At 67.6% G+C, this 7,707-nt stretch carries 7 protein-coding genes, 1 other RNA gene and 1 pseudogene; 6 read left to right on the top strand and 3 right to left on the bottom strand.

The window, feature by feature from the left end:
- The 5 genes and pseudogenes from AB8Z36_RS20700 to AB8Z36_RS20720 form a co-directional block, all read left to right on the top strand.
- Window positions 1-364 (top strand): helix-turn-helix domain-containing protein (locus tag AB8Z36_RS20700; RefSeq protein ID WP_369214839.1); only part of this gene is annotated, 364 nt, incomplete at its 5' end.
- A pseudogene (locus AB8Z36_RS20705) lies at window positions 339-1,058 on the top strand (DMT family transporter); the annotation flags it as partial. The gene AB8Z36_RS20700 and the pseudogene AB8Z36_RS20705, both read left to right, overlap by 26 nt.
- Before the next feature lie 118 nt (window positions 1,059-1,176).
- Window positions 1,177-1,592, top strand: an RNA gene (gene rnpB, locus AB8Z36_RS20710) — RNase P RNA component class A.
- Window positions 1,593-2,023: 431 nt separating this feature from the next.
- Entirely contained in the window at window positions 2,024-3,934 is a 1,911-nt protein-coding gene (locus AB8Z36_RS20715) for a DNA/RNA helicase domain-containing protein (protein ID WP_369214840.1), read from the top strand.
- 179 nt (window positions 3,935-4,113) lie between these two features.
- A complete protein-coding gene (locus AB8Z36_RS20720; protein WP_369214845.1) occupies window positions 4,114-6,228 on the top strand; it encodes a DUF2075 domain-containing protein in 2,115 nt (704 codons plus the stop codon).
- Between the two features lie 54 nt (window positions 6,229-6,282).
- Here the strand turns inward: AB8Z36_RS20720 and AB8Z36_RS20725 are convergent, their stop codons facing one another.
- Window positions 6,283-6,411: a DUF6408 family protein gene (locus AB8Z36_RS20725; protein WP_369214841.1), complete on the bottom strand. Its 129-nt coding sequence runs from the start codon at window positions 6,409-6,411 to the stop codon at window positions 6,283-6,285.
- A gap of 379 nt (window positions 6,412-6,790) precedes the next feature.
- Between AB8Z36_RS20725 and AB8Z36_RS20730 the strand changes: the two genes are divergently transcribed.
- On the top strand, window positions 6,791-6,985 hold the full coding sequence (locus tag AB8Z36_RS20730) for a DUF397 domain-containing protein (protein WP_369214842.1): 195 nt from the start codon (window positions 6,791-6,793) through the stop codon (window positions 6,983-6,985).
- A gap of 43 nt (window positions 6,986-7,028) precedes the next feature.
- On the opposite strand, the gene AB8Z36_RS20735 is transcribed toward AB8Z36_RS20730, so the two are convergent.
- Together AB8Z36_RS20735 and AB8Z36_RS20740 are read right to left on the bottom strand one after the other, a co-directional pair.
- A complete protein-coding gene (locus AB8Z36_RS20735) occupies window positions 7,029-7,298 on the bottom strand; it encodes a hypothetical protein (RefSeq protein WP_369214843.1) in 270 nt (89 codons plus the stop codon).
- A 105-nt stretch (window positions 7,299-7,403) separates the two neighbouring features.
- The coding region (locus tag AB8Z36_RS20740; RefSeq protein ID WP_369214844.1) for a DUF6177 family protein at window positions 7,404-7,707 on the bottom strand (304 nt) is incomplete at its 5' end.

A 7,707-nucleotide genomic window follows, 5' to 3' on the forward strand; every position in this document is an offset into this window, starting at 1 on the left:
GGCCGCTCCCCTCGGCCTCTCCCGCTACCAGCTCCTGCGCGCCTTCCGTACGTCGACGGGGCTGCCGCCCTACGCCTGGCTCGCCCAGCACCGCGTGGCACGGGCCCGCGCCCACCTGGAGGCGGGGCTGCGCCCGGCCGAGGCGGCCTCCCTGGTGGGCTTCGCCGACCAGGCACACCTCACGCGCTGGTTCCGCAGGGTGCTGGGGGTGACCCCGGCGGCGTACCGCAACAGCGTTCAAGACGTGAGCCGCCGCCACGGCCGAAACTCGCCGCATGACGGCACGCGGCTGGTTCCTCTTCTCACTGATGGGAGTCCTGTGGGGCATCCCGTATCTCATGATCAAAGTGGCGGTCGAGAGTGACCTGTCACCGTCGGTGGTGGTCTTCACGCGCTGCGCGCTGGGCGCGGCGCTCCTGCTCCCCTTCGCCCTACGACAGGGAAACCTGCCCCGGGTACTGCGTCGGCACTGGCGCCCGATGCTCGCCTTCGCGTGCATCGAGATCCTGGGCCCGTGGTGGACCCTGACGGACGCGGAACGCCACATCTCCAGCTCCACGGCGGGGCTCCTGATCGCGGCCGTCCCGATCATCGGCGCGCTCCTCGCCCGCTTCTTCGGCGACACGGAACGCCTGGGCGCCCGCCGCCTCGCGGGCCTCGGCCTGGGTCTCGGGGGCGTCGCGGTGCTCACCGTCCCCCACCTGACCGGCGGCGACGCGTGGTCCCTGACGGAGGTCATGCTGACGGCCCTCGGCTACGCCATCGCCCCGCTGATCGCGGCCCGCCACCTCCGCGAGGTCCCGACGCTCCAGCTCATCGCCCCGTGCCTGACGCTGGCGGCCGTGGTCTACGCCCTGCCCGCGGCGGCGTCCCGGCCCCGGACCCTGCCCGACACCCCGACCCTTCTCTCCCTGGCGGGCCTGGGGGTCATCTGCACGGCGCTGGCCTTCGTGGTGTTCCTGGAACTGATCAGGGAGGCGGGCCCCACGAGGGCGGTGGTGTTCACGTACGTCAACCCGGCGGTGGCGGTGGCGGCGGGCGTCACGTTCCTGGACGAGTCCCTCTCCGTGGGCATGATGGCGGCCTTCGCCCTGATCCTCTCGGGCTCGGTCCTCGCCACGGCGGCCACGGCACCGGGCCCGCGCCCCCGGCGGGTAACATGGTCGGCACGGCAGACGAGCCGGGCGGACGGCCGCGTGAAGACCCCTTCGGGGGCGCTTCCCGAGGAACGTCCGGGCTCCACAGGGCAAGGTGGTGGCTAACGGCCACCCGGGGTGACCCGCGGGACAGTGCCACAGAAAACAGACCGCCGAGGGCTCCGGCCCCCGGTAAGGGTGAAACGGTGGTGTAAGAGACCACCAGCGCCTGAGGTGACTCAGGCGGCTAGGTAAACCCCACCTGGAGCAAGGTCAAAAGGAAACGCCGCTTTGAGAAAAGGGGCGGTTCTGCGCGGACGACCGAGGGCTGCCCGCCCGAGTCCGCGGGTAGACCGCACGAGGCCAGCGGCAACGTTGGCCCTAGATGGATGGCCGTCGCCGCGACGTCCGCGAGGACCCGCGGCACAGAACCCGGCGTACAGCCCGACTCGTCTGCCCTTATTACGGCTGCGCCTGGGGATGACGTCTCGGTCCCGCGACGCAGGCAGCTTCCTGGTCAGACTGGACCACGAGACGGCTGCGACGGGCTGCACGAGCAGTGGGGCCCCGGCACGTTTGGGCCGGCCAAGAGACGGACTTCGCCCGCACACCGACAGAGTGGTGTGCCCTGTGAGCGGCCGCGGAGGTTGCGCTGGCGGACGTGCTGACCGGTGATATCGACATGTTGCTCACCACCGGGTGCTTGGTCCGACTCGGATGGCGGCCTGATGCCCCGGCGCGTCCGCCGACAACGGGCTCTCCAGGCGAGCCAGGTACCCTCGGACACACGTCAACGCGGCCCGACGGGCTTCCGTTCCACTCCGGTGGGACCTCGAAGGACATGCCCCCACCCGCACGAGTCTTTTCGTGCTGCCTGGGGGAAATTCTTGCTGTTCCGAGCGTCCGCGGAAACGGTCGCCGTCATGTCACTCGACGGTTCCCTGTTCCTGCACCTCATCGACCGCTTCGTCCATATGCACGGCTATCGGCCCGGCGCCTCAGAGGTGCGTTCTTGGGAGCGGAGTATCCCCGTCCTGGCCACCGCGCTCAATGACGCCGGCCTGGGCGACGTGGAAGTCATGCTGGAGTACGCGCTACCACTGAACAGCAAGCGTGCCGATGTCGTCCTCGCCGGAGTGCACCCTGTCACGGGTGAGTCGTCGTACGTCGTGGTGGAGCTGAAGCAGTGGAGCCAGGCACTGCCCGACGAGGACGATCCCACCCTGTGCCACGTCGACACCTACGCCCACCCGGTCCTGAACCCCATTGAGCAGGTGCGCCGCTACTGCGAGTACCTCGTCAACTTCAATGGCGCCGTGGCCGAGCATGGGCACCGAGTGGCCGGAGTCGCGTATCTGCACAACGCCACCGAGTTCGGCGTGTCCGGGTTGCGGGAGATCGAGCGCAACGAGCACGGACTGCTCTTCACCGCGGAGCGCCGCGGCGCCTTCCTCGGCCATCTTCGTGCGAGGCTGAGCGATGAGCACCGGGGGGCCCTGGCGGCGGATGAACTTCAGGCAGGAGCCGCAGTGCCGTCGAGGCAGCTCATGACTGTGGCCGCCGAGGAGGTGCGCGAGCGGAGCCAGTTCGTCCTTCTCGACGAACAGCAGGTGGCCTACCGCATGGTGCTCAACGCCGTGGAGAAGGCGAAGCACGCGGACCGCAAGGAGGTCGTCATCGTCACGGGCGGCCCCGGCACAGGCAAGAGTGTGATCGCTCTGCAACTGCTCGGCGAGCTCTACCGGCGCGGCGTTCCCGCACTGCACGCCACTGGCTCCCAGTCGTTCACGAAGACGATGAGGAAGGTCGCGGGAGCCCGTAAGCGGGAGGTCCAGGACCTGTTCAAGTACTTCAACAGCTTCATGACGTCCGAGAAGAACAGTTTGGGCGCGCTGATCTGCGACGAGGCACACCGTATCCGGGAGACCTCGGCCAACCGCTATACGCGCGCCGAGCACCGTACCGGCAGGGCGCAGATCGATGAACTCATCGACGTCGCCAACGTACCGGTCTTCTTCCTCGATGAGCACCAAGTCGTCCGCCCGGGTGAGATGGGCACCGTGGCCGAGATCAAGGCAGCGGCAGCGAAGCGGGGTATCCCCTGCAGTGTCGTCCCGCTGGACAGTCAGTTCCGGTGCGGTGGCAGTGACGCCTATCTGCGTTGGGTGGTCCGCCTGCTCGGGTTGGCGCCGGGTGGGCCCGTCGAATGGGAGCCCGACGGGCGTATGCAGTTGATGGTCGCCGACAGCCCGCAGGAGTTGGAAGCTTTCCTCGAGGATCGTCGGACTCAGGGGTTCGGCGCCCGAATGTCCGCGGGCTACTGCTGGCGTTGGTCCCCGGAACCCAGGCCCGGCGCCGCACTTCCGCTTGACGTCACCGTCGGCGACTGGGCCCGCCCCTGGAACCTGCGTGGCGAGCGCTCGGTATCGGGAGCGCCCCCGGCTGCTCTGTGGGCGACCGACCCGGCGGGCTTCGGACAGGTCGGCTGCGTCTATACCGCGCAGGGTTTTGAGTATGACTGGTCCGGCGTCATCATCGGCCCGGACTTGGTGTGGCGTAGCGACCGCTGGGTCACCGACCGCACCGCTTCCACGGACCCGGTCTTCACGAAGTCCGTACTGGATGCCGATGTGGACCGTCTCATCCGGAACACCTACAAGGTGTTGCTGACGAGAGGCATGGTCGGCACGATCGTCTACTCGACCGATCCGGAGACCCGGGAGAAGCTGCGAGAACTGGTGTCCGACCGGCCGGAGACACAGCTTTCCAAGACCGAGGAATCAATGCAGCGGCGTTGAGGGCCGTGGATATCCGGCCATGATGTCCGTGCTTCCGGCCGACTGTTGTGTCATATGCCTGGAGACCGGGTGTCGCTTCCCTAAGATCGCAAGCGTTATTGCGGCCCGACGGGCTTCCCCTGTGGACACGCCCCCATCCGCACGAGTCACTCGTGCCCTGGGGGATCCACCTCGTGTCCATGCTTCTGCTGAAACTGGCAGCGCGGGATCTGCTCAATCTGAACACAAGGCGCCGTATGGTGCCCCATCTCGCCGCCAGGTGGAAGCACTTCCTCAACACCGACGCGTCGCTGACCGAGCGTTCCGCTTGGGCGGAGAGCCTTGTACATCTGGCCGAGGACCTGGTCGCCGCCGACCGTGGCAATGTCGAGATGGTCGTCGAGTGCGCGGCAACGCTTGATGAGACCGGCCGTGCTCAAGGTCCACGACTCATCGATGTCGTTCTCGTGGGCCATCATCCGGAGGAGAACGGGCTTTCCGTCCAACTCGTGGAGCTGAAGCGCTGGTCGACGGTGACCCGGGTGGAGCAGGCCACCGCGGAGCTGGTGCATGTCCCCGGTATGGGGCAGAAGAAGCACCCCGCACTGCAGCTGCGCGAGTACCACGCGGCTTTTACGAGTGGCAGTGGCCCCTTGCATGGACTCAACTTCGAGTGTGGCGGCTTCGCCTATCTGCACAACGCCACCGACGCCTCGGTGCTCCCGCTGGTCGGCGTGGACGCGCCGACCGGTTCCTACGCCCGGGTCTACACCAAAGACCGCCGTGCACAGCTGCTGTCGGATCTGCGGAGCAGCTTCGCCGCGGAGGGCGCCGACTCGGCGGCCGAAATACTGCTGCGGAGCATGGGCCTGCGTAACACGCCGCTGCTCGACGCCATGATCCGTTCCAACGGCGAGGACACGGTCTTCACTCTGCGCGGTCGGCAGAAGAAGGTCGCGGGTCAGATCCTCGAAACTGCCGCCAAGGTACTTCCCGACGTCGAGAGGCCCGCGCTCATCCCCGACGAGCGGCGGGTGGTCTTCCTCGTCACGGGTGGCGCTGGTACCGGCAAGAGTGCCATCGGACTCCAGCTGAAGGCCGAGCTGGAGTCGGAAGGCCGCACGGTCAAGTACGCGAGCGGCAGCAGAGCGTTCAACGGCGCACTGCAAGAACACGTCGGTTACGGTGACCGGGAGTTCAAGGAGTCCTTCACCTATTTCAGTAACTTCGTCACCCCGCCCGATCCGCCTCTGGACGTGCTGATCTGCGACGAGGCCCACCGCCTGCGCGACCGCTCCACCAATCGCTTCTGGAAGCCGGAGGATTGGGGCACCAAGCCTCAGGTGGACGAACTCCTCGACGCATCAAGACTGACGGTGTTCTTCCTCGACGAGGGGCAGTCCGTGCGCCCGCAGGAGGTCGGCACCGTCGCTGTCGTGGAGGACGCGGCACGGCGCTACGGCGCGCACCTGGTCCGTTGCTCGCTGGAGGAACAGTTCCGGTGTGGTGGCAGCGACGCCTACATCCGCTGGGTGCGTGCAGCGCTGGGAGTATCGGGTGCGGAGCCGGAGACCTGGACCCCGGACGGGCTGATGCACGTCGAGGTGGTGGACAGCCCCGAGGAACTCGAAAAGATCATCCGCTCCGAAGCCGGGGCGGGAGCGTCCGCACGTATGGTCGCCGGATACTGCTGGCCTTGGACCAAGCCCATGGGCAAGGGAAAGCGGCTCGAGCCCGACGTCCGGATCGGCGACTGGCACCGGCCCTGGAACGCGGACAGCGAGTCCTTCTGCGAGAACAAGACCGTCCCACCATCCAAGATCTGGTCAGTGCACGAGAACGGCCTCGGTCAGATCGGCTGTGTGTACACGGCGCAGGGCCTGGAGTGGGACTGGTGCGGCGTCATCATGGGCGACGACATGGTGCGCCGGGGCGACCGCTGGGTGTTCCATCGGGGGAAGGAACGGGTGGACAAGGAGGCGGGCGTCAAGCGGGTCGCCATCCCCGGGTCCTTTGATCCCAAGGTGCGGCCGAAGAGCGTGGACGACGCCGAGTTCGCCCGCCTCGTTCGGCACGCCTATCACGTGCTGATGACCCGGGCGAGCCGGGCGACCGTGCTCTATTCCACGGATGAGGAGACCCGGAGGTACCTGAAGGAACTCGTTGGCGAGGTTCAGATACACGGTCTCCGCCCCACCTGGGAGAACCTGCCGGAGCAGGCTCGCCAGCCACATCTGCCTCGTCCGAGCCGAGGGCGGCGCCGCAGGAGGCGCCAGAAGAAGGACACCCCGCCCGGCGGGATGCGTCTCTTCTGACGCCGGGACCTGAACGTGGTGTGGCGGGCTCTCCCGGGCCCGCCACCTTGCCGGTCAGAAGACCAGGCGCGCTGCCGCGGTCAGGGCCACCATCAGCACATTGATGACGACCCCAACTGCGACGTCCACCAGAATCTGACGAATCCGGTCACGACGTGCAAGCCTGTACTCAACGGGGTTCAACGGTATCCACTCCTGAGCGTGAGCTGGGAATGGCAGGGATCGCCCTACCGGGCATCCGCAGTCACACCGCATTCGGCACGCGGTGGAGACCACTCGTCACTCATCGCCGAGGACCGGCACCTGATACGCCGTTGACGTACCCTCCGGGAAGGTGCGCAGCGACAACAACGTTACTGCATCGCCCAGTTGCAGCCGACAGACTTTGCCGCCGCCGTGTCCGGCGGCGTACCGCGTGTGCGATCGCGCCGGATCAGTGACAGTCGTCTCTACGCGGCCCGCAAGCCGGTCCGGGCGAGCCTCGATCAAGGTGGACGGGCCGGCCAAGCCAACGTGCCCGTCCCGAGTGGTTGACCTTCGTCGAGAAGTTGCTTGGAGAGAGATGAACGTTGAACAGCCCGTACTTGAGTCAACGTGGTTCAAGAGCAGTTACAGCAGCGGAGCGGGCGGCGAATGCGTCGAAGTGGCGGCGCCCACCGCCACGGTGTACGTCCGCGACTCAAAGGACAAGACCCGCACCCCCCTCGCCGTACACCCCACGGCGTGGGCCGCGTTCGTCGGGTTCGTGGGGCTCTGACCGACGTCGGGTCCGCACGCCGCGAGGTACCGGCCGGAAGGAGTCAAACGCTGGGGATGTCCGGCTTCGCCGCGATGAGCATGTTCCTGGGGATGACCACGAGGCGTTCGTCCGCGCCGATCGAGACGCCGTCGGGCAGGTGTTCGGCGAATGCCTGGGTGAGGTCACGTCCGATCACGGCGATGTCCCCGTTGGAGAGTTCCCAGATGTCGGGGCAGTCGGGCGTTCCGGTGGTGATCCCGAGTTCCTGTGGTGTGCTGCCAAGACGCTGCTTGAAAGTCGTGTCCGGGTCTGCTTCCCAAGGCCTGGCCATATGTCTGGCACCCCCTCAATGGGTCGGACCTCGACTGTAGCGTGCAACGCGGCCCCTTTTCTGCTGTCGCGCGGCGCGAACGCGGGCTGGGCTCCGCGCATCCCTTCACGGTCGCGGGTCGGCGGCTTCTGGAGACCTATCGGTCTGGCCGATGATCCGCTCCAGGCTGCTCCACGCGTTCGCGTCCGTGCCGTCGCCCAGGGTGTAGTGGAGTGCCTGGCGGGCCGCGGGGCCGAGGCGGATGGGCTGCGGGGTGCCTTCCGGGTGCCGGGCGGGGTGTGCCGCGTCCGGGCCCAGGGTGAAGGAGACCGGGATCGGCGGGGCCTGGAAGTGGGGCGGGACCGTGAGGTCGCGGCGGGCCGCGCGGAGTGTGGTGAGCATGGAGGTCAGCCCGTGCTCGGCGGCGAGC

The sequence above is a fragment of the Streptomyces flavofungini genome (assembly GCF_041028215.1).
Taxonomy (GTDB): Bacteria; Actinomycetota; Actinomycetes; order Streptomycetales; family Streptomycetaceae; genus Streptomyces; species Streptomyces flavofungini_B.

Coding starts and splice junctions, on each gene's coding strand:
- AB8Z36_RS20720 (WP_369214845.1), top strand. CDS start 4,114: ATGCTTCTGCTGAAACTGGCAGCGCGGGATCTGCTCAATCTGAACACA.
- AB8Z36_RS20730 (WP_369214842.1), top strand. CDS start 6,791: ATGAACGTTGAACAGCCCGTACTTGAGTCAACGTGGTTCAAGAGCAGT.
- AB8Z36_RS20735 (WP_369214843.1), bottom strand. CDS start 7,298: ATGGCCAGGCCTTGGGAAGCAGACCCGGACACGACTTTCAAGCAGCGT.